20 protein-coding genes are annotated in these 23,868 nt (G+C 38.6%); 8 read left to right on the forward strand and 12 right to left on the reverse strand.

From position 1 onward, the window contains the following. Window positions 1–204: 204 nt before the first annotated feature. On the reverse strand, window positions 205–2,817 hold the full coding sequence (locus tag ACYVHJ_RS02590; protein ID WP_460512313.1) for a family 20 glycosylhydrolase: 2,613 nt from the start codon (window positions 2,815–2,817) through the stop codon (window positions 205–207). A gap of 76 nt (window positions 2,818–2,893) precedes the next feature. Between ACYVHJ_RS02590 and ACYVHJ_RS02595 the strand changes: the two genes are divergently transcribed. Both ACYVHJ_RS02595 and ACYVHJ_RS02600 read left to right on the forward strand, forming a co-directional pair. After that, on the forward strand, window positions 2,894–3,991 hold the full coding sequence (locus ACYVHJ_RS02595; protein ID WP_339903354.1) for an acyltransferase family protein: 1,098 nt from the start codon (window positions 2,894–2,896) through the stop codon (window positions 3,989–3,991). Between the two features lie 4 nt (window positions 3,992–3,995). Continuing rightward, window positions 3,996–5,861: a hypothetical protein gene (locus tag ACYVHJ_RS02600; RefSeq protein WP_460512315.1), complete on the forward strand. Its 1,866-nt coding sequence runs from the start codon at window positions 3,996–3,998 to the stop codon at window positions 5,859–5,861. Between the two features lie 33 nt (window positions 5,862–5,894). Here ACYVHJ_RS02600 and ACYVHJ_RS02605 read toward each other — a convergent pair whose 3' ends face one another. Together ACYVHJ_RS02605 and ACYVHJ_RS02610 are read right to left on the reverse strand one after the other, a co-directional pair. Continuing rightward, complete coding sequence (locus ACYVHJ_RS02605) at window positions 5,895–6,578, reverse strand: 2'-5' RNA ligase family protein (protein WP_460512317.1); 684 nt, start codon at window positions 6,576–6,578, stop codon at window positions 5,895–5,897. Next, a complete protein-coding gene (locus ACYVHJ_RS02610) occupies window positions 6,578–7,636 on the reverse strand; it encodes a hypothetical protein (protein WP_460512319.1) in 1,059 nt (352 codons plus the stop codon). Before ACYVHJ_RS02610 ends, ACYVHJ_RS02605 begins: the two co-directional genes overlap by 1 nt. A 445-nt stretch (window positions 7,637–8,081) precedes the next feature. Between ACYVHJ_RS02610 and ACYVHJ_RS02615 the strand changes: the two genes are divergently transcribed. Continuing rightward, a complete protein-coding gene (locus ACYVHJ_RS02615) occupies window positions 8,082–8,660 on the forward strand; it encodes a thymidine kinase (RefSeq protein ID WP_339904506.1) in 579 nt (192 codons plus the stop codon). Between the two features lie 11 nt (window positions 8,661–8,671). Beyond that, complete coding sequence (gene recO, locus ACYVHJ_RS02620) at window positions 8,672–9,358, forward strand: DNA repair protein RecO (protein WP_460512321.1); 687 nt, start codon at window positions 8,672–8,674, stop codon at window positions 9,356–9,358. A gap of 16 nt (window positions 9,359–9,374) precedes the next feature. Here recO and ACYVHJ_RS02625 read toward each other — a convergent pair whose 3' ends face one another. Further along, a complete protein-coding gene (locus tag ACYVHJ_RS02625) occupies window positions 9,375–10,142 on the reverse strand; it encodes a hypothetical protein (protein WP_339904503.1) in 768 nt (255 codons plus the stop codon). A 220-nt stretch (window positions 10,143–10,362) separates the two neighbouring features. Between ACYVHJ_RS02625 and ACYVHJ_RS02630 the strand changes: the two genes are divergently transcribed. The 4 genes from ACYVHJ_RS02630 (at window position 10,363) to ACYVHJ_RS02645 (ending at window position 15,184) form a co-directional block, all read left to right on the forward strand. After that, window positions 10,363–11,343 carry an isopenicillin N synthase family dioxygenase gene (locus ACYVHJ_RS02630; protein ID WP_460512323.1) on the forward strand — a complete coding sequence of 327 codons (981 nt, stop codon included), beginning with the start codon at window positions 10,363–10,365 and terminating at the stop codon, window positions 11,341–11,343. 9 nt (window positions 11,344–11,352) lie between these two features. After that, complete coding sequence (gene chrA, locus ACYVHJ_RS02635) at window positions 11,353–12,561, forward strand: chromate transporter (protein ID WP_460512325.1); 1,209 nt, start codon at window positions 11,353–11,355, stop codon at window positions 12,559–12,561. Between the two features lie 737 nt (window positions 12,562–13,298). Further along, entirely contained in the window at window positions 13,299–13,670 is a 372-nt protein-coding gene (locus tag ACYVHJ_RS02640) for a BlaI/MecI/CopY family transcriptional regulator (RefSeq protein ID WP_339904406.1), read from the forward strand. Beyond that, the gene (locus ACYVHJ_RS02645; RefSeq protein WP_460512327.1) at window positions 13,667–15,184 is read left to right on the forward strand and encodes a TonB family protein; all 1,518 of its coding nucleotides are present in this window, start codon (window positions 13,667–13,669) and stop codon (window positions 15,182–15,184) included. Before ACYVHJ_RS02640 ends, ACYVHJ_RS02645 begins: the two co-directional genes overlap by 4 nt. A 650-nt stretch (window positions 15,185–15,834) precedes the next feature. On the opposite strand, the gene ACYVHJ_RS02650 is transcribed toward ACYVHJ_RS02645, so the two are convergent. From ACYVHJ_RS02650 to ACYVHJ_RS02685, 8 genes are all read right to left on the reverse strand, one after another. Beyond that, entirely contained in the window at window positions 15,835–16,233 is a 399-nt protein-coding gene (locus ACYVHJ_RS02650; protein ID WP_339904403.1) for a group III truncated hemoglobin, read from the reverse strand. A 19-nt stretch (window positions 16,234–16,252) separates the two neighbouring features. Then, window positions 16,253–16,693, reverse strand: coding sequence for an RrF2 family transcriptional regulator (locus ACYVHJ_RS02655; RefSeq protein ID WP_460512329.1), 441 nt, complete (start codon window positions 16,691–16,693; stop codon window positions 16,253–16,255). Between the two features lie 9 nt (window positions 16,694–16,702). Further along, window positions 16,703–17,185 carry a hemerythrin domain-containing protein gene (locus tag ACYVHJ_RS02660; protein WP_339904401.1) on the reverse strand — a complete coding sequence of 161 codons (483 nt, stop codon included), beginning with the start codon at window positions 17,183–17,185 and terminating at the stop codon, window positions 16,703–16,705. Between the two features lie 398 nt (window positions 17,186–17,583). Further along, window positions 17,584–18,585, reverse strand: coding sequence for an alpha/beta fold hydrolase (locus tag ACYVHJ_RS02665; RefSeq protein ID WP_460512331.1), 1,002 nt, complete (start codon window positions 18,583–18,585; stop codon window positions 17,584–17,586). A gap of 443 nt (window positions 18,586–19,028) precedes the next feature. Continuing rightward, on the reverse strand, window positions 19,029–19,670 hold the full coding sequence (hxpB, locus tag ACYVHJ_RS02670; protein WP_460512333.1) for an HAD family hydrolase: 642 nt from the start codon (window positions 19,668–19,670) through the stop codon (window positions 19,029–19,031). 151 nt (window positions 19,671–19,821) lie between these two features. Next, complete coding sequence (locus tag ACYVHJ_RS02675) at window positions 19,822–21,585, reverse strand: hypothetical protein (protein ID WP_460512335.1); 1,764 nt, start codon at window positions 21,583–21,585, stop codon at window positions 19,822–19,824. Between the two features lie 154 nt (window positions 21,586–21,739). Continuing rightward, a complete protein-coding gene (locus ACYVHJ_RS02680) occupies window positions 21,740–23,107 on the reverse strand; it encodes a Gfo/Idh/MocA family protein (protein WP_339902833.1) in 1,368 nt (455 codons plus the stop codon). Window positions 23,108–23,249: 142 nt separating this feature from the next. Then, window positions 23,250–23,819, reverse strand: a complete 570-nt coding sequence (locus ACYVHJ_RS02685; protein ID WP_460512337.1) for a uracil-DNA glycosylase family protein — start codon at window positions 23,817–23,819, stop codon at window positions 23,250–23,252. Window positions 23,820–23,868: the final 49 nt, after the last annotated feature.

Genomic DNA, 23,868 nt, shown 5'->3' on the forward strand with positions numbered 1-23,868 from the left:
TATACATTAAGTTTTTATTCTATCTTTTTTATGGATTACGGAATTATTAAATCGAGGAATTTACAATTGCCAAAGGCTTTCAAAAACACAAATATTTTGAAATTTTAAACCTTTGAAAAATAAAATTCTTTTTCAATTCTTCCAAACGCCAGCAACCAAACAAAACACAAGCTTAACTTTAAAAATTAAAATAAATTTTATTTTTTATTTCGATTCCCGCAACTCCCATACTTTTGGATTCACCACAATGGACCTACTACCTTTGCCTGTATTATCAAATACCTTCAATTTTACTTCTTTATCGATCTCTATAGGCCCTGTATAAGCTGCTGAAGTCAAAGTAGGTTCTGTTCCATCGGTAGTATACCTGATCTCCAAGCCAGGGAAATTTACATTGGCATATAATTTACCATCCAAAACTTTTGCCCCAGGAGGAGCCACACGATAATTTAGCCCTCCATTCCACCATTTCAGTTTTGGAAAAGCTGTTTGTCCTACTCTATTGGCAAATTCATTCCATCCCTTCATTATTTTTTGGTCCATTTTTTTCAAATCAGGTTCTTTTTCCCAATCTCGTTCAGCTGCCCAAGCACTCTCTGCAAAACCAAGCATCTTAGGAAACATGTAATATTCAGCCATTTCAGGACCTTTAACTGTTTCCGACCAAAGCTGTGCCTCTAGTCCTATAATATTCTTTTTCGCAGCAGGGTCAATCCTGACCATGTCATTGAAATCCTTCTCTCTATCAATAACCTCACCCATGCTGGTCTTATAAGTGGTCTTGAACCAATCATAAGGTGCAAAAGCCCAGGCATTCTTGGTGTTAACAAACCCTGCCCAATACAAGCCCGGTTCTTCTGGATCATTGCTATAGGCCAAGTCAAAATAAAAGTTTGACACATTACATAGCACGACTTCATAGCCCATATTGGCCAGCTGGTACCCAAGATCCGGGTAATCAAACATATTGTTCCATATATAAGGTACAACATTTCTATCCGCAAACTCCGGGTTAGGTTTGTAGACGCCTGATTCGTCTTTTAACAGAACCATCTCTTCCCATACATGCATTTCCAAATCTCTATCCGCCAGTTTATCCAATAAGGTGCTAAAAAAGTAGGTTTGAAGGTTTTTTGGATCACTGATCTCAGGCAAGCTTTCTAGAAGCTTTTTGGCTTGAGGTGAAGCTGTCCAAGCTCCTTCCGCCACTTCATCTCCTCCTGAATGCATTTTTTTGAGTTTCAAGCCGGCATCATCATACATTTTCGACAACTCATCCACTACCTTAAGATAAAAATCGTAGGTTGAGGCACTAGCCACGTTGACCACATTGTCTTTGAATGACTGTGCAGACATGTATTCTGATTGGTCTTCCGGATCTACCAAGCGGTATGCTTCAGCCTCTTCTTTCTTCCCCTCTTCCATCAACTTCAAATACCTTTTTTCCATGGATTTGATGGCTGCTCGAGCATGTCCAGGAAAGTTAAGCACAGGAATCACCGTTATATGACGCGCTTTTGCGTATTCTAGAATGTCTACAAATTCTTCTCTGGTATAAAACCCACTTCCATTCTTTCCTTCAGTATAAGCAAAAGGCCCGGACCCATAGCCCGGATGAACAACAGGATCATCCATGCTTTGGGTGTGTTCTCTTTGTCCACCCACTTCAGTCAGCTCAGGCAAGCCGGGGATTTCCACTCTCCACCCTTCATCCTCTGTGGTATAAAACAGGAAATGATTTAACTTATAATGGGACATGATGTCCAAAGTCTTCTTAATCGTCTCTTTGGATTGGAAATTTCTCGCCACATCCATGTGTAAACTTCTGAAACCAAACCTTGGTGCATCTGCAATCATTATGTTCGGTAAAGTCAACGGCAATTTTTGGTTTAGATAAGCTTCATTGCCTATGAGAGCCAATAAACTTTGTAATCCATAAAATACACCTGCAGGATCACTTCCTGAAATGGATATGCCACTTGGGTCAATTGCCAATTGATAAGCTTCTTCTTTTTTTTCATTCACCTCTATATTTGAAAGCTTTAAAACAATCCCTGAATGATCCCCACTTACCTCTTCCATTGAAAACTTTTCTCCTGTCAGGTCACTTAGTTTATCTCTGAGGTATTTCGCCTCATTGGATAATCCCTTCTCAAAACCAATTGACAAGGCTTCCTCTATCGTATAATTGCCCTCTCCTTTATTTACTTGAAAGGGAGTAGGGATAATAGGTAACAAATCTTCATTTTCTAATTTCACCAATTGGGAATTGCTTTCGAATTGACTCTCTGCAGAATAAGGTACTTCCTTATCCATGGTTCCTCTCAAACGCTGCCTATCCTCCAAAAACGGCTTGACCTTCACATTATTCACAGCTACAATTTCTTCAGATTCCCCGTCCTCTTCATAAAAAACAAAATACATCCCCATAGGAGCATCTGTTTCTTTGATCACACCTTCAATACCCACATAAGGAATTTCTATGCGCTCACCTGGGGCCAAAGAGAAACCTTTGATAGGACTTATTTTATACCAATCTCCATTGATATGGGTGATGTCTGCATTTTCGGTAGAAACAATACCTCTGGGCGACATGCTAAAAAATAATGCCCAGTCTTTCTCACCGAGTAAATAATTGCTTTGATTTTCAATTCCAAAAACAGCTTCAAACTGTCCCTCCTCTGCTGTGAAGTTGGTTTTTAATTCCCAATCGATATAAATATTTTCTACCGCCTCATTCCAATTAGGAGATGTTTGGCAGGAAATAAAACCATTTATAATAATTAAAAAGGTAAAGATCTGAGTGATTTTATTCATAATTAAAATGTTTAAGTAGCCTTATTATTACACCTTATGGTATTAAATTGACTATTAAATAAAAAAAATATATTGTATGAAGCCTACAATTACAAGATTGATATCTCTGGATGCTCTCCGGGGGTTTACCATTGCAGCCATGATTCTAGTGAATTACCCCGGGTCATGGAGCCATGTATATCCACCCTTACTTCATGCAGAATGGCATGGCATGACAATGACAGATTTTATTTTTCCATTCTTTATTTTTATGGTAGGTGTTTCTGTGGCTTTCGCTTATTCTAAAAGACTAGATGAAGGCGTGCCAAAAGCCGGCATGTACAAAAAAATAATTATTCGTGCCATTAAGCTTTTTGTTTTAGGAATATTTCTAAACCTTATTCCGGACTTTGATTTTTCCCATATGCGCATCGCAGGGGTTTTACAAAGGATTTCTATTGTCTTTTTGGCAAGTTCATTTCTTTTTTTGAATGTAGGTTGGAAAAAGCAAGCATACCTAGGTGGAGGTATACTTGTATTTTACTGGCTCTGCATGACCTTGATACCAACACCGGACGAGGGCATTGTTATGCTAGAACCGGGAAGAAACCTTGCCGCTTGGATCGACCGCATATTTTTACCGGGTAAGATGTGGGAAGGAAGCTGGGATCCTGAGGGGTTTTTCTCTACTCTTCCTGCCATAGTAACAGGTATTTTGGGACTTTTGGCAGGAAGGATTCTATTGTCCAATTTCCATGAAAATTTAAAATCAAATTACCTTATGTCAATTGGACTTGTACTCGTTCTGATCGGTTTACTTTGGGCTCAAGTTTTCCCTATTAACAAGCACCTTTGGACCAGTTCTTTTACACTCATTACGGGTGGGGCAGGCTTTATAGGTTTGGGAGCAAGCTATTTCTTGGTAGATATTCTTGGTAAAAAGAAAGGCACCTCTGTTGGAATTATTTTTGGGGCCAATGCTATTTCTGTGTACGTTTTAGCCGATGTATTATCCTTATTCTTTTATGGATTTGAAATCGGAGGTCAATCACTTAACGCACACTTTCTAGACCTATTCACAGGCATTGGACTACCTGTAAATTTGGTAAGTATGCTTTATGCAATTTTGTTTGTAATGATCAATTTTATTCCTGCATACCTCCTGTACAAGAAAAAAATCTTTATTAAACTATAATTCAATGATTACCCGTCACCTTTGTTTTTATTGTCGACTATTATTCTTCATTTGTTTGCCGCTAACCGTCTTTAGCCAAACCGGCAGCATTCATGAACCAGTGCGGTATATTGGAGGAAACAGCATTGATCCTGACCTCCATGAAGGAAGGCTAAGGTATGCTATTGGTGTGGACAGCAGACAAACATTACGGGTAAACAGAACCAATCCCAACCTGGCCGATGACCATGGCTGGACTTACAATCATGCTTCTAATTTGGCTTATTGGAAGGGTACGTTTTATCAACAATACCTAAGCAATCCTGTAGATGAACACATAGCCCCCGGGCAAACCTTAATGATCAGGTCCAAAGATGGTAGGAAGTGGTCCAAGCCGGAAGTAATTTTCCCTCCATATACTCCACCTGAAGGTGTCCAAATTCCTGAAGGTTATGATGGCTATATGATGCACCAACGGATGGGGTTCTATGTAAGTAAAAATGGAAAATTACTGACCCTTGCTTTTTATGGGCACACAGAAGATCCATTTGAAAAGGGTGGTATCGGAAGAGTGGTGAGAGAGGTCAAAGAGAATGGCAGTTATGGGCCCATTTATTTTATTCGGTACAATAGCCATACCCAATGGAATGAAACTAACACCTCTTATCCATTTTATAAAACATCCAATGACAGAGCTTTTGTTGCCGCCTGTGAGGAATTGCTAGACAATACCCTCATTACCCTTCAATGGAGAGATGAAGACAATGGCGTAGATGGCTTCTATACAGGCAAACGTGGAGGGGAAGCATTTTCTTATTATTCAAGAAAGGATGGTGCCATCGTAGGTTTTTGGAAAAGGTCCGCCACCGCCTTGTCAACAGATGGAGGTAAACACTTTTCTACCCCTGTCAAGGCCGAAACGCTTACCATGGCAGGTGGCAAAATATGGGCCCAGCAAACCGAAGACAATCGCTATGCCTTAATCTATAATCCCATAAAAATTGATGAATACAGGTACCCGCTTATTGTCGTCAGCTCTGATGACGGAATTATTTTTGATGACATGGTTTTGGTTCAAGGGGAAGTTCCTCCTCGAAGATTCTATGGTAGATGGAAAGATTTTGGCCCATGTTATGTCAGGGGTATCGTTGAGGGAAACGGTAACCCACCGGGTGATGACATGTGGCTTACCTACAGCATGAATAAAGAAGACATGTGGGTAAGTAAAGTACCAACTCCCATAAGGTATGCGGTACATGGTCCGGTAAAGGATGACTTCGACCAACTCACTGACAATGGATCCATTCCCAATTGGAACATTTATTCTCCTCGATGGGCACCGGTAAATGTTGTCAAATCCCCTATAAACTCAGGCATGGCCTTATCACTCGCTGATGAAGACCCTTATGATTATGCCAGGGCCATCAGGGTATTTGAAACCAGCCAAAATATTGAAATCGGTTGGGATTTTATGGTGCCGGATACTAACAAAGGCATGATGGAGATGGACATTACAGATCAATTTGGCAACCGACCTATCCGCTTAAAACTGACAGCATCCGGAGATTTAATATACCACGAAGGACATCAAGAGGTTAATCTCGGACCATTCGGCCATAACAAATGGCATAGCCTAAAATTGGACCTACATGCAGGGATTAATGGACACTATGACTTGTATTGGAACGATGTGTTGGTTGCAAAAAAGCTACCCCTAACTGTGGCAGTAAAATCAGTAGAAAGAATTTCTTTCAGAACCGGCCCCTACAGGGATCTCCCCAATAGAAAAACTCCCAATGAAGACCCCGAACCCCCATTGCCGGGATCAGATGCTAAAGTAGCTATGGGTAAATTTTATATCGACAAGGTTTTTGCTTTACCAAAAAGGTAAAAGGCGATGAGGAAGTAGATTCCTTAGGCTAAATCAGAGAAGAGGGTAAGTATTTAAAGTTTTGACAATTGATTTCCTTTGATACCAATCATTGTAAACAAAGGATACTTGGTCAAAATACTGGGTTCCGAAATTGAAATTTTTGTAAGCATCAATTAAGGCAAATACCTTTTCGATGTCTTCAATTGGTTTTACAAACCTGACCAAAGTACTGTGGGCCGCAACCAATTTATAACGCTTGTCCAAGGATTGCTCAACATTTGAGCTGGCAAAGGATTCCCTCAAATTTTGCCTAAAATTCTTTAAATATTCATTCAGGGGAAAACCTTTAACCATCAAGCATGATGGAGAAGAAAATACTCCTTCAAATTCAATTTCCATCTTACGGATATCCTTCAATGAATTTTTGATCAGTTGATCATAGACACTCAAGTCCAATTTTTCCAAAGAGAAGCCTTCATAACAGGAAATAATGGGCATTATGGTCAGGTGGAGATCTGAAGGCGGATAAAAATATTGGCCTGGAAGTACTGCTCTACCTTTGGAAATAAATTGGTTAAAGGCCTCCACAATCTCGAAATTAGGCCTTAGCAATAAGGTAAGCCCTCTCCGCAGGTCAGTTGGATTATTCAGTTCAGCATCTAAAGAAAAACCCTCCTTCCTGATAATGGAAAGAGCTGATTCATGCAAAGAGGCATAATGGTTTTTAAGTCCCATTATTCTGAATCATATTTTCTAAAAATCAATTGTAACAACTCCATTACCTCCTCGGAATGAATGTCCCAGTTTAGGCTTTTCACAAAACTATGATTCAGCAAATCAATGGCCTCATAAAAGCTTTCGGTTTCATCCAGTTCAATGATGGCTTGTTCCATCAAATCAGGGTTGCCTTGGAATAACCTTTTTGTGAACATAATTCGCTGATTGATCCCCATCCCCTCTTTCAGTTGCGCAATACTTCCTTTCATATAGGGGTTTTCCTCAGCATCAAACTTGGCCCAAACAATAGCCGGGTCTATGGTTTCCATGGATTCTTTTTCAGTAGCATCCCTTGCCTGTTGCTCCCCTTCAGTTTCCTTATCTTCGATGATATAATGCGGAGAAACTACTTTTTCTTCTTCAATGACTTCGGGCTTCACTTGGGCTTCAATGGTCTCCGGTGCCTCTGTTACCAAGCGATTAAAATCCAGTGGCAGGATTTCTTGGAAAGGGTCAAGCAAAACCACAGGTTGCATGGACTCATCTGCTTCCTTTTCAAAACCCTCATACAGTTTTTGCTTCCAAAAAAGATTGCCCGGATTAGCAGCCAGATCATCCGCTGCAGGCTCCCACGCTGTCCGATGCCATTTGATATACTTCTTTAATTCCTTTATCTGAGAGGCATGATCTTTGGTCACTTCTTCTAGCGTTTGTTCCATAAATGAAACAGGTTCTATGGCCAAATGAAGTGTTTTGCTAACAGCTTTGGTCAACAAAGGCTCAAAATTTGATTTTTCAATACTTATGGCCCTTGAAAGCACATTCATAAAAGTAGCCAAAGCTTCTTGTACCTTACTGTCACTGTAATCAAAATAAGGGTTATGGGAAAAGGAGTCAACTTGTTTTTGCCAATCCACAAAAAGCTCCCTAATTACCATTAAATTAAGTTGGGTAGAAGCACTTAATTCTATAATTTCTTGCCCACTGATTCTTTTTTGATGGTTAAAATGATTGTCACAGATTTTTTTTGAAAAATCTTTAGAATAACTGTCAATATAATCCTGATCTAATGTCATTTGTTTTGCCATGTTATTTGTTTTCCCCCTAATTCACTAGGGTAAAGTTATGTAATTTATTCTTTAAAGAAAGTCGCAGCGTAAATTGTGAAGCTCAAAATTAAGCGCTCAAAATTCCAATAAATCGCCAGCAATCAATCCCACCCTATAGCCTACTCATATCCAATAGTTTAATCCATTGTTGGAATTTTTTCTCTAAGAGCAATCTCAAATATTCTTAGCTTTAATCGAATTATTTTAGTTCAGCATTTTATCTACAATTAGCTCCATTTGGGTAATCCCACAATCAAGCAAGGTTGATTTGTTTGAAAAGGCATTTACCTGGCATAATTTTATTAATAAATATAAATCCATTAATTTCGTATGCTTAAATTTAAGGAGGCCTTATTCAATCTATACTGTAGGCACCTTTTGAAGAATTGACTTTTTACCTTATCCAGAAATTATGTTTATTGAGCCATCGCTAGGAAAAACCGGCAAATCCGGACCAAAAGGACAGCTAGAAGTTATCTGTGGCTCAATGTTTTCAGGTAAAACTGAGGAGTTGATCAGAAGGCTAAACAGGGCATTAATTGCCAAACAAAGGGTGGAGATTTTCAAACCGGCTATAGACAAAAGGTACGATGAGAACAATGTGGTTTCTCACAATGAAAATATAATCCGTTCCACCCCTGTGCAATTTGCCGATGACATTTTACTCCTTGCAGGAAATTGTGATGTAGTAGGTATTGATGAGGTTCAGTTTTTTGATGAACAAATAATACCGGTGGTGGAGCAATTGGCAAAAAACGGCATTAGGGTAATAGTCGCCGGCCTGGATATGGATTTTGAAGGCAACCCGTTTGAGCCCATGCCTCAATTATTATCCATAGCAGAATATGTCACCAAAGTCCATGCGATCTGCATGAAATGTGGAGACCTTGCTTCTTATAGTTACCGACTTTCAGGAGACAAGTCCAAAGTTATGTTGGGGGAAAAAGAAAGCTATGAAGCCCGCTGCCGAAAGTGTTTTTATAACCTGTAAATAGCCGGCTAATGCTAAAAAAAACTACAGGAATTGTAATCGGATACACCAAATACAGGGAAACTTCGATTATCACAAAGATTTTCACCCGTGAATTGGGTCTGAAATCCTATGTAGTGAATGGCGTTAGGTCGAGCAAATCTTCTTCAAAAGTTGCCCTTTTTCAACCATTATCACTGGTTGATATGGTGGTTTATGACAAAGAAAATGCAAACATCCACAGAATATCGGAAATAAAATCAGACTTAAGTTTCCAGCGCATTCCATTTGATTTTATCCGATCTGGCATCAGCATGTTTATGGCCGAGGTACTCGGTAAAGTTGTCTTTGACAACTATCAAAATGAGTTGCTTTTTGATCATTTAAAGGTGAAAATTTTATCCCTTGATGCCGAACAATACCAACCCGGACTTTTTGCGCTTTACTTTCTGATAAGCACTTCCCGCTATTTGGGTTTTGAACCGGAGGATGCCAATGATTTTTTTTTACAATTGCCTGTTGATCAAACAGGGAGTAATTATAACAGTAAAATCCAGTGCTTAAATCAACTGTTGGATGAAGAGGTTCAGCCTGCTCCAATGATCCCGGGAATCATCAAAAGGCAGTTGTTAGACGACTGGATTTTGTTTTATAAAATTCATATTGAGGGGTTTGGAGAAATAAAATCCCTGTCAGTTTTGAGAACGCTTCTCTCTTAAATCAGATTGAGCAAAGTTATTGAATTTCGATGTTACGCGTATAACTTGAAAATATTCCATCTAGCTCTTTTCCGGTATTGGCATCTCTTAAACTAACCCTTAACCGATAGGCTCCTTTTGAGAGGTTTTCAATTTTCACACTTGCAATCTCCTTTAAGGTAAAAACAGCATCACCTACCTCAACATGGACTTCCACTCCATCACTTTCAGGCCCTCCTCCCAAGTATAGAAAGTCTACAATCACCGGCTCATTTGAAGGATAAACCTGGGCCTCATTGGGAAGGTGAAGAATTAAATAAGGTGCATCCTCCTCGGGAAATGGCTTGGAACCTCCAACAGTAAAATCACGGGCTGAATAATTCCCGTATTCCTTTAAAGCAAAACCCTCCTCATTAAGTAAATAAGCTACAGCACGGTAGGTTCCTTTATTCAGTTCCAACTGGAAATTTGGTTGGGTATAAGGTTTAGACGTGCCCCCGTTTAAAGACAGCATCAAAGGATTTTTCTGGCCCAAACCGTGGTTTCGGATGTTAAAAGAAAAAGCCACTTTGCCAATTTCAAAATCTTCATTCCCAAAAGGATTGTAAATATCAAGCATGGCATCCGGATTCATTTCAGGCTGAAATTTCTCAAAAATCGGAGATTCCGCCGATGGTTCTTCTGCTGACAATTGCCCTTCATTTTGCTGTACAGTTGAGCTTTCCGTCTTGTTGGTTGAAGAATCGCATGATACCATCAAAACCAATCCGAAAGCTGCACCTAAAAACTTAAACCAATAATTCATACTTGATTGTTTATACAAGGCAAACGAGTTTGTCACCTTTTCTATTTTAATTTATTGGAAATTACTATGAAGAAACCTTACTTTTGATCCCGGGCTTTGTCTCGAAAGCAGAAACCATGGTTATTTTACAAATAAAGTCCCATTTGAGTTTCTATTAAAGAATCAAAGGTATTTATTTTTAACAATAAAAAAATTACCTTGCATTAAACTTAAAAATCAAATGAGCGATATTTTATTTGAAGAAGTTCCCTGCCTAGACTTGGCCGATTTTACCTCCGGTAATAAGAGTAAAAAAGCTGCATTTGTTAGCAAATTGGGAGAAGCCTATGAAAACATAGGTTTTGTTTCAATAAAAAACCATGGGCTTGACCAGGCCATGCAAGATGAATTGTATGCGGCCATCCAAAGCTTTTTCTCCCTACCTGACGACAAAAAATCCAAGTATGAAAAACCTGAAATAGGCTTTCAAAGGGGCTATACCGGCAAAGGAAAAGAGCATGCCAAAGGCAGAAATACAGGTGATTTAAAAGAATTTTATCATGTGGGCCAACCTCTTGACCAAATATCCAATGATGATCCGGTAAAAGAGGAGTATGTGGCCAATATTTGGCCAAAAGAAATTCCCGAATACAAGGACATTTCTTTAAAGGTTTTCCAAACCCTTGAAGCCGCAGGAAGGATTATGCTTCAAGCCATCGCATTGAATTTAGGACTTAAAGAGAACTACTTTGACAGTAAAATAGAAAATGGTAATTCTATCCTTCGCTCGATCCATTATTTCCCTATCACCAACCCCGAAGCTGTACCGGCAGATGCTGTCAGGGCAGCAGAGCACGGGGATATCAACCTAATCACCTTGCTGATGGGAGCCAGTGCAGATGGACTTCAAGTCCTAAGGAAAGACGGCAAATGGATTCCAATAACTGCTTTGCCGGATCAATTGGTAGTAAATGTTGGGGACATGCTGGAAAGGCTGACCAATAAAAAACTCAAGTCAACCATTCACAGGGTGGTGAACCCACCACGTGAACTGATGAATACTAGTAGGTATTCCATTCCGTTTTTTCTACATCCCAGATCAGAAATGGATCTTAGTTGCCTGGATTCTTGTGTGGATCAAGACCACCCAAAAGCATTTGAAGACTGTACTGCCGGGGAGTTTTTGGATGAAAGACTAAAAGAATTAGGCCTGAAAAAATAAAACTTACTTATGACCACCATCAGGAAGGTAAGGTATTATATATATCTAAAAGATGTGCTCATACTTTCTCTGACAGCCTTTGGGGGGCCGCAGGTATTTTTGGCCATGGTCATCGATATAATGGTAAAGAAAAGGAGGTACATCACCGAAAAGGACTTGCTGGAACTGAATGCACTCTGCCTTGTCTTGCCCGGCCCCACTTCCACCCAGACCATCTCAGCCATTGGTTTTAGGGTGGGTGGACCCAATCTTGCCTACCTTTCTTTATTGGTATGGATACTTCCAGCCACCCTGCTGATGATCAGTACGGCCTTCTTAATAGAATACCTGCAGTCCCATACAGAAGGTGAATTAAGTTTTGCAAAATTCATTCAGCCCATGGCCATAGGCTATATCATTTATGCCTCCCAAATCACCATTAAAAAAATGATCCACTCTGTGGAGGCTGCAATTTTAATGATGATTTCAGCTTTCATCGCTTTCTTTTATAATTCTCCCTTTATTTTTCCGGTCATGCTGGTTATCGGAGGCCTAATCACTACCCATAATTACAACAAACAACCGGTCATTGAAGAAAAATCTGAGATAAAGATCTCTTGGGACAATTTTATTGTCTGGGCAACGGTGTTAATTGTCGCGGCTGTATTGGGCCATTATACAAGAATTTTACCCATAAGGCTGTTTGAAAACTTTTATAGAAACGGTTCCCTGATATTTGGAGGAGGGCAGGTATTGGTCCCCTATTTATACACTGAGTTTGTTGAGTTTAAAAACTACTTGAGCTCTGAAGAATTCCTTACCGGCTATGCAATATCCCAAAGTATCCCGGGACCAACTTTTAGTATTAGCTCCTACATCGGTGCATTGTCCATGCGGGAATGGGGAGCAGCAGGAATGATTACAGGTGGCTTGGTAGCTGCTGCAGGAATCTTCCTCCCCGGAACTTTTCTTATCTTCTTTGTGATTCGATTTTGGGATGGGTTAAAAAAATACAGGCCAGTAAGGGCTGCCTTGGAAGGCATCAATGCGGTGAGTTGTGGCATGTTGATCGCTGCTGCCTACCTTTTATTCGAACCCATGGAAAACAATTTCATCAATATAATGATCATTATCGGTACCTATATTCTTTTGAGATATAGTAAAATCCCTTCTCCGCTAATCATCGTCCTGGGTGTAGGTATAGGCCTAATTTATCAGTGGATCTTAAATAGCATCTAGACAGTGCAAAAAACCGTTGCTACCAATTAACATCCAATAATTTCACTCTATTGCGATATTGCTGATCGACGTGAATAATGCTTTAGAAATAAGCAAATATAAACCGCAATACCAAGGGGAATAAATCCACTAAAGGCTAACAAACTCTCATAGTAATAAGGCAATACATGCCAAGAACGCTATGTGGGAAATCCTTGGGAAAATAAGATCAACTCGGAACCTATAAAGCCAATAAAAAAGGGAATAACTGCGCATTTAAATTGCTGATCAAAGGTAACTAAGGTTTGATTTTTGAAAAAAGAATACCATAAATAAGAAGAAAATAAACCCAACATATTCAGGTGGATAAAACCAATAATTGTTGTGCGTAAGGAAACAGCAAGATCAGCAATATCCGGAAATATTAGCAGCCAAGATTTTCTCATTTACCTCTTGATTTTATTCTATGAGTTTGGGAATAGTGTTCGTATCCCCTCCCTAATTCCCAAGCTATTCTATAAACAAAGCCACCCATATTTTAGGATAATTTTATCTTTTATTAGGTTGTAAATGCAGCATTGATGCTAGAAAAGAAACATCTGTACACCTATTACCCTATATAAATCGCCCATTTACATTCGCTTATAAAACTTTACATCTTAGAAAAACGGACCTGAATACTAAATAACCATTCATAATAGTATTGGAAATTAAAATTTATTTGTTTACATTTGTAGAACACATTTCAAACATGTAGAATGAAGTTATCTAAGTCCGAAGAAAAGTTAATGGAGCTGATCTGGTCCAACCAACCCATATTCATGAAGGAGCTATTGGAGATTATCCCGGCACCGAAACCTGCTCCAAGCACAGTGGCAACACTATTGAAGCGTATGCAACAAAAAGGATACGTTGGGTTCAAATTGTATGGCAATTCAAGGCAGTACCATGCATTGGTGGAAAAGCCTGAATATTTTTCAGGACAAGTAAAAACCATCATAAAAGATTTTTTCTCTAATTCTCCCCTTCAATTTGCTTCTTTTTTTACCAAGAAGGCCGATTTAACAACAGAAGAATTAGAGGAATTGAAAGGACTTGTAGAAACCGAAATTAAACGTAGAAAAGAATGATGATAGTCCTACTAAAATTTATCGGTTGCTCAGCAATCCTGCTATTTCTTTTTCAGTTTTTTCTAGCCAAAGAAAAAGCATTTACTCTAAATCGTTGGGCGCTATTGCTACTACTTCCCATTGCCATGGCTGTACCGTTTATTAGCCTTCCATTATGGTTTCCTCAGGAAAGCGCTGTCAATCTTAGCTATCCTGTATTGATCCACAGCAGCCCCAGTCCTGCGATAGACTCATCGCCGGTACCACAAACTATTCCTACGGAAATTTGGCTTTTGTTAGGCTATTTAACCATTACCAGCCTTTTATTTGCCAAAAAACTTAATGCATTAATCAAGTTAATCAGCTGGACAAAAGAAGGATCGGTCAGACCATTAAATACTGCAAGATTGATCCTTTCCAATAAAGTCTCTACTCCCTTTAGCTTTGGAAATTATATTTTTTTACATCCTTCTACTTATCAGGAAGGATCTGAAACAACCAAAATAATCATTGCGCATGAACTTGTCCATATCAGTCAAAAGCACCATATTGATTTGGCAATGATTGAATTTTTATCAGTGCTATGCTGGTTCAACCCTATTGTATTTATGGTAAAGAAAGCCATGGTATTAAACCATGAATATTTGGCTGATCAAGGAGTAAAAGAGATCGTACATCCATTAGCATACAAAAAGCTTTTGTTAAATCTTACGATGGGGAAAAATCCTATGGTATGGACAAGTGCTATTTCATCTTCCACCCTAAAACAAAGATTAATCATGTTAAATAAACCGCAAAACAAAAAAGCTAAGCACCTAAGTATCGGCTACTTTAGCTTTTTAGCACTAGTAATTTTGGCAGGATTTTCGTTAAAAATCACTGCCTATCCATCCGAAAGTATTTCACCAAACAGCCAATTGTATGCGCAAGCAAAGCAAAACAACCTATTAGATAAACTTCCTGAATTCAAGGGGGGTATGGCAGCATTTTCCAATTACGTTAAAAAGGAAGCTGAATTCCCCTTACATGCCAGAAAAAATGGTAAGGAGGGGCAAGTATTGGTCCAGTTTGTAGTAGAAAAAGATGGTTCGGTTTCCCATGTGAAGGCAACCAAAGGAGCTGGTAATGGTTTTGAGTTTTTGGCAGAAAGAATAATTCAAAATGCACCTGCCTTCCATCCCGGTATTCAAAATGGTCGTCCGGTAAGGGTGGAATTGACCATCCCATTGATTTTTTCTTTAAGCAAGGATTTGTCTCCTACAGACAAGCTACCCTTTGGTGAGGTAAACTTGGGAGAAATGACCCCAAATACGGAGGGCTTGAAAGTTGAAGCAGACTATATCAACGGCGTTTGGAAGGGTACTGTTAAAGATATTGATGGTAATTCACTGCCGGGAGCATTAATTAAGATAGAAGGAACTAACATTGGTACTGTTACTGATATTGAAGGTCATTTTATTTTAAAAACTAAATCTCCTTCCCCTATTTTGATTAGTTTCACAGGATATACTACTGAAAAGATAAAACAAAAATAAAATTCAGCATAAAATAAGCACTTATACCAATAGTTGTTTTAGACTTTTTAAGGTTAATTGCTCAAGAGCAGTTAACCTTTTTTTATTTATATGCTGTTATATAAACCACCTCTACAGATAATCAGTGAATCCGAAAAAGGCAACATATGAAATTATTCCCTATGCTATTATTAACCCTGATAATATAATACGATTCGCAATTTTTTCCCGGAGTTTACTGCCCCTATGGTATAATTGAAAACATCAGAGAAGGGACCAATTTCGAATCGATTTTTGCAAGTAATAGAAGCCCTATTTCTATGTCCGGTATGATCGCTGGAGTTCTTGGACGGTAATTTAATATATCAGAAATCTTTGGATTACCTCTGAATGCTTAAAAGATTTCGCCAATGTATTGTCGGTAAAATAGAATAAAATAAATCCCGTGGATTTTTTACATTCAAGCACCAATAGTGTTTTTGACGAAGAAGGTGTAAGGCACTACTAGAAAGAAAGTTTGGGTATGAAAATTAATAAAATAATTCAACAAATTCTAAAAATAAGTAATATAGGAATCCTTCCACAAAATAAAAAAATCACGAAAAAAGAGGGAGCCACTAGTGGCCAAACAACAATTTTAGCTCTATTATCAAAGGTTAAATAAATTGAGCTTAACCCAAAGGGCTAATATTTTTGTTTTGGTAATAGGCTATTTTCAACTGAAACATTTCAGCCATTTTAGAAGCTCGCCACATCGCTTCATTGGCCTTGTCACCGAAAAAATTCTCTCGAAGCGTCTCCTGAAACAACATCAACCAACGCTCAAAATGGTTCTGATCTATAGGAAGATTGGCATGGGGAGGAAAAGGACTTCCATAATAGGTATGTTGGCTGAGTAAAACCGTCTGCCAAAATTGATACATTTTTTCTAAATGCTTGTCCCAGTTGCCTTTTAGTTTCCCTTCAAAAATAGGCCCGATCAATGGATCCATTCTAACTTTTCCATAAAATAAGTCCACCAATTCTTTTATTTGGGCCAAGGATTTTAAATCCCCTTTTTCATTCTCCAATTTGCAGTGCTATTAAAATTTATACCCCGATAGTGGTCAAAGTAGCTTTTCCTGTGATCACTTCCTTTGCCAGTTCTTTTATCGTTTTCTCTGAGAGCAATTTAGCTAAATTTTCTCTAATATTTTTATAGTCATCATGAATCGGACAAGGATGTTTTTCAGAACAATGTTTTAGACCTAACCCGCAGCCTCTAAAAAGTTTATCCCCATCGATCGCTTCAACCAGCGCAAGCAACCTCATGTTCTCCTGCTCCTTGCTAATATAAAACCCTCCATTTGGTCCTTTGGTAGAACTTACTAAATCTTGTTTTGCCAGAGATTGCAAAATCTTCGCCGTAAAGAATTCAGGGGCATCAATCCCTTTACTGATATCCTTCACTCCTAGTTTAACCCCATGAGTACTTTTAGCCCAAATGTAAATCACTGCTCTGATGCCATATTCACAAGCTTTTGAAAACATAATGTTTGCTTATTTAACCCAAAATTTATCCTCCCAATCTTCAGTAACAGGCTTGTGAATAGCAGCTACCTTTTCTTCCATTTCTTCCAATTCCTTTTTTAACAATTCTACTTGCATATACTGAAAAAGCTTTCTTTCTTCAAAACGGATATGAGCTTCTACCATTTGACAAAACTCATCCAATTTATTCAACAAATCATCTTTTTGAAATCCACTCAACTCCTTGTACGCCTCCCGAATATCCCGATGTTGGCTTTCTACTTCTTTCCTTAGTAAATCATTCTTGGCCATGTAAGAAAAAATAACCGATTCTTCCAAAGAAAAGTGGGGTTCCATATGCGTAGCGTAAAAATACTTCACATAATTGAAAAGTCGATCCGGTGCAATTCCTTTTTCTCGACCTTGGCGTATTTTCCATACTAATAGTAGCCCAAAATGATGGTCTCTAGAAACCGGTACAAAAGCGGGATGTCTCTTTAAAGGTTTTCCCATATAAGGTTAACTTAACATATTGGGCCTGAAAAGCCCATTTTTAATGAAACAAATCAAAAGTAAGCAGTTTATAGCAAAATAAAGGATTAAACAGTCTTTTAATTCACAAATCTCCCTATTCTTACATAAATTTTCTCAAATAGCCATTGGCAAATGAAACCTAGCGGGAATTGCAATAAGCGGTGAATGTAGTCACCAATAAATTAGAATGTAAGCACAAATTGGGCAAGCAAGCTTAGTAATTCAACCCAAAATTGGTATCAATAAGTTCCAATTAATCCGGAATAGTACAGCTAAAGTCAATTAAGAATTATGTACAAAGGCCAACCATAGCATCTTTCATATTGATATAAAATTAACTAATTTATGCAGAGCTCAGCTTACCCTAAAAAAACAAATTATTTTTTTAAGAAATTAATCAAAGGAGTGATAAAACCTTCGAAACGCTCAATATGGGGCAAATGACCAACATCAGAAAGTTCCTCCAACTCAGCATTTGGTATCCGGTTCTTAGTAATTTTGCCTAATTCATCATATAAACCCATGGTTTTACTTACTTTCTCCGATACCAGATTTTTTCCCAATGCCGTTCTATCTCTGGTACCGATAATTAACAAGGTAGGCGCAGAGATATTTTTGAATTCGTACACCACGGGCTGGGTAAAAATCATATCGTATGTTAGCGCCGAATTCCAAGCTATGGTTTCATAGGATGAATTAAGCGTCCAACCTGCCAACAAGTTAACCCACTGATCGTATTCAGCTTTCCACTTATTGTCATAATAATTAGTAAGCTGGTATTTTTTTATTCCCTCATAATTCTTTTTCAATTCATTCTGATACCACCATTCAACTGGCTTATAGGGAACTTTGAGTTTCCAGTCTTCAAGGCCTATGGGATTCTCTAGAATAAGTTTTTCCGTAAAATTAGGATACATCAAAGTGAATCGGGTAGCCAACATCCCTCCCATGGAGTGGCCTAAAATGGCCGATTTCTCAATTTGTAATGCATCCAATATTGCCTTGGTGTTTCGGGCAAGTTGTTGAAAGGTATAATGGAAATTAGCCGGCTTAGAAGACTTCCCAAACCCGATTTGATCCGGAACGATCACCCGAAACCCCTCCTTAGTTAGGGCTTCAATCGTTGTTTCCCAATAAGCCCCATTAAAATTTTTTCCATGGAATAAAACAATATTTTTCCCATTGTATTGGTCAGGCTTCACATCCATATAGGCCATTTTCAAATCTTGTTCTTGAATGTTCAATGGCAAGTAAGAAACCGCATAGGGATATTGGTAATTTGAAAGCTCAATATCTAACCATCTCAAATTGTCATCCTGAGCTGAAGAGTACTGATAGCTACTCAAAAATAGGATTAAGATTAATATTCTTTTTGTCATTTCACATTCATTATAGTGTCTCTCTGATCATATATATTATTTGGGCACATAATATAAACCCTTACCCTTTCCTCACATAAGGGTTTAATCATTCGATTTTTGCCGTAAAATCATTCGCAACCCAATTGCAATTTTTATATATAGCATCCTACCGGACAGAAATTAGAATTGCATTAAAAATTAAATTTGTATTTATTTCCCACCAATTCCCGTCCAAGATCATAAGACAACTCCTCTTTAATGTTATCAATACACCTACAGGAATTGGCAATTGAACTCATACCACTCATCAGAACCCTATTTGGTCAAGAGCTCAATCTTGAGAAAAATGAATTATTAAAGCAGGGATTAATTCGAATTTTTTGAGATTAACTGTGAATTTGATTGCTCAGAAAATCCAAGTAGTAAATTTTGGCTCAATAATTAAAGTTGCTAATTACCAGTTAAAATGGTATCGCATCCATTTCAAAGCTGTCTATTTGATGGTCTGAAATTTCAAAATTTCTGACTTTACCCCCATTGGTAAAAGCAATGACCTGCATTCCTGCATTTTTTGCGGCCAACATTCCTGAATAGGAATCTTCAATTACTAAGCATGCATCAGGGTTTGCACCCAACTTTTTAGCAGCACTAAAATAAATGGAAGGATCCGGTTTCCCTTTAATTTCAGCGTCAGCAGATAGGGCTACATCGAATAAATGTAATGCATCTAATTTTTTTAAAACAACAGGAATAATTCTTTGTGGGGAGTTTGTTGCCAAACCAATTTTATACTTTTTCCCTTTTAATTTTTCGATAAAGGATTTTACCCCTTTAACCAAACAGTCTTCAGACTCAATGAAAGCAATAACCCTTGAGACAACCAACTGTTCGACAACTTCTAAAGAAACACCTCCCCAAGGGAATCGCTCATACCAAAAGCGGGTAACCTCAAAAGTAGTCATGGATTTGGTCAGCTTAGTACCTTCTTCTGTAACCTCCACCCCCAGTGATGTAAATACCTCATATTCAGCTTGCTTCCAGTAACCTTCTGAATCGACCAACACGCCATCCATGTCAAAAATAACAGCCTTGCAATTTTCCATGAAACTATATTTATTGAACAAATAATTTATTGTAGTTATAAAAATTCATCAAAGCAATTAATTCAAATATTGCATAACAAAAAGCCCCTTTCCAATAAACTTATATTGGTAAGGGGCCCCTAAATTAAAAAATTGAGATTAGAAAAAAATTTTATACCAATTGAAAATTTAGTTTCATTTCAGCCAACTGGGTTTTTACCCTTTCCAGAACTAAGGTGTTTTCCTTGGTCCAACTGTCTTTAAATTCTTGGTAATAAGCAATGCCATCAGATAAATTCTTCTTAAATTTAATAATATAAGCCTCCATTTTCTTACCATTTTCAGGCATGGCATTTTCTAAGTCTGACCTTAGATGCTTAATATAAAGTTGTAGTTCTTTTACAAACACATGAGGTCGTTCAGGGTCCAATCTCAAGTTCACCTTTCCATAAATATGATCGACCATTTCTTTTAAGCTGAAAGAGCCTTTGAAATAGGCCAAATTCGGACCGGGGCAAATGGTTACGGCATTGAGGTTTCTCCGAGGAGTTTCCCCAGCACTTAAAAGGGCGGGAGCCCCCAAGCCTTCACAAAGACAATCTTTCTCCAACACCTCGTTTAGTTCCGAATCAGCAATCTCTCCTGCTTCCCTCTGTTTGATTTTCAGGTTTTGATATTGTCTAGAGGCTGTACAGATAGGCTTGTCTGTAAACTCCACATTAGACGATAGCAGTTTTTTATAGCAAGGACTTCCCGGCCTTCCTTTGGCAATTCTCTCCTTCCGCTGTGCTTCCGCAGTGCTCGTCCTTAAGTTGTTGAATGGAACACCCAAAGGTGAGGCCCTGCTCAAATAAAAGTCTGACTTTTTGGCCTTAAGCAGCTTTTCGAAAGTATTCTTATCTACACTCGTTGCTTCAGGAACAAGCAAAAATGGACTCCCCCAACCAGTGCCATCCAATGCATATTTCTCCAAAAGCATCCGGTTTTCATCTGAATTACCAATACCTCCCTGATAAGTGATTCTAGGCTGAGCTCTTGAATTCAATAATGGCCTGTTCTTTTTTATTAGAGCGGCCTGACAGATCGTCAATACATCATTGCAAAGGTTTTCCCTATTAGTTTTAAATTGATCAAGAATTGGGCCTGCAAGGAATCCATCTGTGGCAAAAGCATGTCCACCACAATTCAAACCGGATTCTATTCGATACTCGTTTACCCATAATCCTTTTTTTGCTAAAAATTTCCCTTGAACTAGTGCTGAGCGGTAATCAGAGACTTTCAAAATAATGGGCTTTCTAATGTGTCCATTTTCATCTGGAAAGAAATCTTCAAATTGCTCCGCATAGCCATATAAAGCAGGGTTCATGCCTGCAGAAAAAACCACTCCACCTCTAACATCACTTTCTGCAAAGCCTTTTAAAGCCAATAAAGCATCTGAATACTCCCTAGGCAAAACGTTTCCTTCTTTGTCATAATTGAGCTTGTCCACTTTGGTCATTATATTGACATCTATACTACCCGGCTCAATCGCCTCCCTAAGTGCTTCTTGAAGGTTCAATTTTTTATTACCTGTAGCAAGCTTCATATTTAAGTAAAGGGAACTAAGGGGATGATCAAAGGGCAACAAATCAAAGTATTTGTCTATTTCCTGCCCTTCTCCAAAATTTTGCCTTTTCAATTCCTCAACCTGCCGATCAACTGTCCGCTGCAAAAAATTTAGGTACGCTTTGATCCTTTTTGCCCTGGAGTCAGGAACCTTTTCAGAAATTGGTTCAAACTCCTTTCCAGGCGTATAATGGCTACGCATATCTTCCAGCAGCTGATCATCCATTATCGAGACTACGGAGGAAATGCCAAAACGTGCAACTTTTAATGGGGTATCTACAGTAAAACCCAAACCCATTACAGGGATATGGAAATTATGAATTTGAGGCATATTGGTAAATTTGATTAATTTCTTCAGACGTATAAAAGACCGTTTGAATGAATACAAAATTACCCTCATTCCTTCCCCAAAATGCTTAGCTTGCTCAGTTCATTGACTGACTTTTATCAGGTATTTTGATAAAAGTTCTTTTAGGATAAAAAAATCAGCCTTTCAGGCTTTGATAGACTGCACCCCATGGTTCCCTCATTTTTCTGCTAAGCAATTGGTTGGCTGCAAAATTACCCTTGAACTGTTCTTTTTCAGGGTCCCACAATAAATCTTGCTCCAGCATCATGGCAATATTCCCCAGATGTGCAAGGGTAATCGATCGGTGACCTATCTCTGCAGGTGCAATGGTTTCCTCTCCGGAATAGATACAATCTATAAAGTTCGTAAAATGATTGTCACTAACATACAGTTGGGTTTCATCAGAACCAATTACTGTGTCTTTTAGACTTTCAGGGTTTATTTTATGATCTCCTCTTGTGGCCCAAGCAGACCCTTCTGTTCCTTGGAAGGTTACACCAAAATCTTTGTCACTTTGGATAATTAATTTTATACCATTGTCATAGATGCACTCAAAATAAAACCTGGTAGCTGTATTCCATACCGGATGATCTGACCAGACCGCTTGGGCATTTTGAATTTTCACAGGGCCTGTGAGCTCAGTACCCATTCCCCACTGGGCAATATCCGGATGATGCCCTCCCCAATCTGTTACATTTCCTCCGGAATAATCCAAATTCCAACGAAAATTTACATGGGTTCTGCAAGGACTATAAGCTGCTTCCGGTGCAGGCCCTAACCACATGTCATAGTCGAAGTCTTTGGGAACCGGAATGGTCTCTGTCAAGTGACCCGTCTTACCAAAATCAGGAGTGCCTCCGGGTAACCCGCAAGATACGGTATGCAACTCCCCTAACCTACCATTTCTCGCCAGCTCACAAACTCTTCTAAAATGATAACTGGATCTTTGCTGGCTTCCCGTTTGAAAAGTTACACCGTACTTTTTAACGGCATCACTCATGGCCCTACCTTCTTCTACCGTCAGAGACAATGGCTTTTGACAGTAAATGTGCTTTCCTGCAGCTGCAGCCATCATCACTGGGATAGAATGCCAGTGGTCAGGTGTAACCACCTCCACTGCATCTATGTCTTTATTTGCCAATAATTCCCTAAAATCTGTGTAACCGCTTGCAGACTGATAACGCTTATTGTTTTTTTCTGAATAATAATCATTTACTACCTGCATGATATAATCTCGTCCGGCTACTTTGCCATTCCAATAACCCGGACTTTTCTTGTTGACATCACAAATGGCAGTAACCTGAACACGCTTGTCTTTCAAAAAGTCTTTAACATCATTTCCAGCTTGATTGCCCGCACCGATAAAACCCAAATTTATTCTATCAGAAGGTGAGACAAAACCATTTTTACCCAAAGCAGATCCGGGAATAATGGTTGGAATGGAAAGCAGGCTTCCTGCTAATAAAGTCGATTTTTTTAAAAATTCACGTCTTGGGTTTTTCATGCCTCAAAATAATGTTATTTAAAAAAATAGACAAATTATATTCTAAAAAAACGACAAGAAACCATACCAAATTGCTATAAAACATAGAGAAATAAAATTCTAATAAGGCAATAATAGATAGGTTTATCTATAAAACTTCCGGTCATAAGAGGGCATGCACAGCAAGTTGTAAAGCAGGCACAACCTCTTCTTCAAACCATGGATTTTTCATTTGCCAGATTCTATTCCTGGGTGAGGGATGCACTAGGGGGAAAAATTTAGGAAGATAATCTTGGTAATTTTTAACGGTTTCGGTTAAGTTTTTCTTCTTTTCTTTTCCCAAATAATAACGTTGGGCATACTGCCCGATAAGTAATACCAATTGAATTTTCGGCATTTCACGCATCAAGTCAGTATGCCACTTTGGGGCACATTCAGGTCTAGGCGGAAGATCCCCTCCTTTGCCCCTTCCGGGGTAACAAAATCCCATCGGCACAATTCCAAAAATTTCAGGATTATAAAATAGATCCTTGTCTACATCCATCCAAGCGCGTAAGTTTTTTCCACTTACATCGTCCCAAGGCAGACCACTTGCATGCACTTTGGTCCCAGGTGCCTGCCCAACGATCAGGATTTTACTATTTGCATGGGCAGACAATACTGGTCTTGGACCTAAAGGAAGAAATTTCTCGCATAGGGTACAAGCGCGAATTTCTTTAAGCAGTGCTTCCATAAATGTGGTTCATTTATAAATTACAAACCTAACCATTTAAAGTCAAATG

This window comes from Cyclobacterium sediminis, assembly GCF_054781075.1.

Coding starts and splice junctions, on each gene's coding strand:
- ACYVHJ_RS02655 (WP_460512329.1), bottom strand. CDS start 16,693: ATGTTTTCAAAAGCTTGTGAATATGGCATCAGAGCAGTGATTTACATT.
- ACYVHJ_RS02600 (WP_460512315.1), top strand. CDS start 3,996: ATGATTACCCGTCACCTTTGTTTTTATTGTCGACTATTATTCTTCATT.
- ACYVHJ_RS02665 (WP_460512331.1), bottom strand. CDS start 18,585: ATGACAAAAAGAATATTAATCTTAATCCTATTTTTGAGTAGCTATCAG.
- recO (WP_460512321.1), top strand. CDS start 8,672: ATGCTAAAAAAAACTACAGGAATTGTAATCGGATACACCAAATACAGG.
- ACYVHJ_RS02675 (WP_460512335.1), bottom strand. CDS start 21,585: ATGCCTCAAATTCATAATTTCCATATCCCTGTAATGGGTTTGGGTTTT.
- ACYVHJ_RS02610 (WP_460512319.1), bottom strand. CDS start 7,636: ATGACATTAGATCAGGATTATATTGACAGTTATTCTAAAGATTTTTCA.
- ACYVHJ_RS02595 (WP_339903354.1), top strand. CDS start 2,894: ATGAAGCCTACAATTACAAGATTGATATCTCTGGATGCTCTCCGGGGG.
- ACYVHJ_RS02605 (WP_460512317.1), bottom strand. CDS start 6,578: ATGGGACTTAAAAACCATTATGCCTCTTTGCATGAATCAGCTCTTTCC.
- ACYVHJ_RS02685 (WP_460512337.1), bottom strand. CDS start 23,819: ATGGAAGCACTGCTTAAAGAAATTCGCGCTTGTACCCTATGCGAGAAA.
- ACYVHJ_RS02625 (WP_339904503.1), bottom strand. CDS start 10,142: ATGAATTATTGGTTTAAGTTTTTAGGTGCAGCTTTCGGATTGGTTTTG.
- ACYVHJ_RS02640 (WP_339904406.1), top strand. CDS start 13,299: ATGAAGTTATCTAAGTCCGAAGAAAAGTTAATGGAGCTGATCTGGTCC.
- ACYVHJ_RS02590 (WP_460512313.1), bottom strand. CDS start 2,817: ATGAATAAAATCACTCAGATCTTTACCTTTTTAATTATTATAAATGGT.
- ACYVHJ_RS02630 (WP_460512323.1), top strand. CDS start 10,363: ATGAGCGATATTTTATTTGAAGAAGTTCCCTGCCTAGACTTGGCCGAT.
- ACYVHJ_RS02660 (WP_339904401.1), bottom strand. CDS start 17,185: ATGGGAAAACCTTTAAAGAGACATCCCGCTTTTGTACCGGTTTCTAGA.
- hxpB (WP_460512333.1), bottom strand. CDS start 19,670: ATGGAAAATTGCAAGGCTGTTATTTTTGACATGGATGGCGTGTTGGTC.
- ACYVHJ_RS02645 (WP_460512327.1), top strand. CDS start 13,667: ATGATGATAGTCCTACTAAAATTTATCGGTTGCTCAGCAATCCTGCTA.
- ACYVHJ_RS02615 (WP_339904506.1), top strand. CDS start 8,082: ATGTTTATTGAGCCATCGCTAGGAAAAACCGGCAAATCCGGACCAAAA.
- ACYVHJ_RS02680 (WP_339902833.1), bottom strand. CDS start 23,107: ATGAAAAACCCAAGACGTGAATTTTTAAAAAAATCGACTTTATTAGCA.
- chrA (WP_460512325.1), top strand. CDS start 11,353: ATGACCACCATCAGGAAGGTAAGGTATTATATATATCTAAAAGATGTG.